A 2052-nucleotide genomic window follows, 5' to 3' on the forward strand; every position below is an offset into this window, starting at 1 on the left:
AAAGCTTTTACTTTATAAGTCTCAATAGCTTTGAAAATTTCTTCAGGGTCAAACCGGGCGAAAACAACAACTGAACTTCCCGTTATATAGCACGTATTCGATATGGTAAGACCATAAACATGCGCTAACGGAAGGACGCCAATCGTAACGCCTCTTTCGGTTTCATTATGGGCTGCGGAGTTAGCAGCATTGGTGTAGAGATTTTTGTGGGTCAATAGAACGCCTTTCGGATTTCCAGTCGTTCCTGAGGTGTATAAAATCACGGCGGTTTCGTTTTCATTAGAATCATCCTCGGTGTCAGCTGATTCCGAAGACATGAGATCATAGAGGTTTACCAAATCATCACTGCCAGGAAGATCTGTAACGACCAGGATTGGTTTGACTTCCAGGCCTTCTATCGCCTTTTTCATATTTTCTGCTGTATAGGAAGAGGCAATGACAACTTTGGCTTCGCAATTTTTGATGATGTACTGAATTTCTTTTGGATGCAGGGTGAACATGATTGGAACAATGACGGCACCGCTCCTGGTAATGCCCTGATAGCAAAATACCACTTCAGGGTTATTGGGCATGCAGACGACAATCCGATCGCCTTTTCCCACTCCGAGCTTATGGAGACCATTCGCAATCCGGTCAGCATACTGTCTCGTTTCAATGTTTGTATACTGCTGGTCTTTATAATAAATAAATGGATATTCCCCGTATTTACTGATATTATTTTCAAGCAGCTCTTTCAGCTTCATTTAATCCTCTCCTATTAAAAGTTTAAGAAGCTTTGGCAACTATCCGATCAGCTTATAATAAACAATTGAATCTTGTTCCTCTTTCATCACCTCGTTTCGGGCTTCCATCAAATCAAGATGGCCCTGTATTTGGGAGAGACCAAGAAAAACAATTCCACCCTTCAAGTGCGGGTAGACCTCCTGGCAAATCTCGTAAACGTTTTTGTCACGTTCCTTTAAAACCAGCCGTATTTGCTGGCAGCGTGCATCCTGCTGAGTCAATCTTTTATTAATGAGCTCAATGTGCTGTGTGAAGGGTTTTCCATGTCCTGAATAACATGTTCCAAAGTGTCTGCCTTTTGAGCGGATCAGTGATTCCCTGTATTGGATCAATGGAGCCGGACGATGGTTATTCCCTGGTAGAGGAGGTTCGATAAAGGCGTTTACGGCCAGCTCAGGTATTATATGGTCACCAACAAATGTGATTCCCTTTTGTTCATCTATCAGAAGAATATCCGTTTGGCTATGGCCGGGAACATGCATTACACTGTACGGTCTTCCACCTATGTATACATCATCACCTTCGCTCACAAAATGGACATCTCGCCAGGTTTCTTCTTTGTATTTCCGCGCATGCTGGTGAACGGAACGGTCAGCACCACATTCCCTCAGAAAATCATTAAAAAATTGATTGATTCTATTAAACTCTGGTTCTCCTCCAGTGATCACTGGCCTTGCAAGCTCATGTACATACACAGGAAGGCCGGCTTCCTGTTGAATCAGGCTCACTCCACCACAATGGTCCGTATGCATATGTGTAACAATGATATGATCAAAGTCCTTAAAATTGAGATTATGGTCATATAATAGAGATTTAAGCTGGTAAAAGGATTTCTCGCCTGGATTGCCTGTATCTATAAGTGTTGCTGTTTCACCAAGAACGGCATACACTACCACGATCCCTTCAGAAAAAGGCGAATCCAGCGTAAGAGGTATAATTTTTTGGATAGGTCGTCGCCCCTTTCTATTAGAATCAGGAGCTGAAAGTGCTTCAGCTCCAATATTACTATTCTACGAAATCACCTTTGCCGGGGCTCCAGTGAAGAGTCCAACTGAATTAACGCCTAGCATCTTATCAATTTGCGTTTCAGACACACCATATTCTCTAAGCTGTGGAAGGATATTGGTGAAAATATGGCCTGGCTGCCAGTTCTCCATGATTTTCGCAGCTTGTTCCGGCATAACCGGAGGTCGGCCTAGCCAGATATTCACGGTGTCATGTGCTAGTAATATTTGATCTTCATAGCCTTCATTAAGTAAAGCAAGCAGC

2 protein-coding genes and 1 pseudogene are annotated in these 2052 nt (G+C 43.0%); all 3 read right to left on the reverse strand.

Annotated elements, in window-relative coordinates; all coding sequences use genetic code 11:
* Nucleotides 1–743: AMP-binding protein (locus ACH0QE_RS16245; RefSeq protein ID WP_415801627.1), on the reverse strand; the 743-nt coding region annotated here is incomplete at its 3' end.
* Nucleotides 744–782: 39 nt separating this feature from the next.
* Entirely contained in the window at nt 783–1679 is an 897-nt protein-coding gene (locus tag ACH0QE_RS16250) for an MBL fold metallo-hydrolase (RefSeq protein ID WP_415801629.1), read from the reverse strand.
* Between the two features lie 114 nt (nt 1680–1793).
* Nucleotides 1794–2052 (reverse strand): annotated as a pseudogene (locus tag ACH0QE_RS16255) (phosphotriesterase family protein); the annotation flags it as partial.

Source organism: Mesobacillus sp. (assembly GCF_047739415.1).
In the GTDB taxonomy this organism is placed as follows: Bacteria; Bacillota; Bacilli; order Bacillales; family Cytobacillaceae; genus Mesobacillus.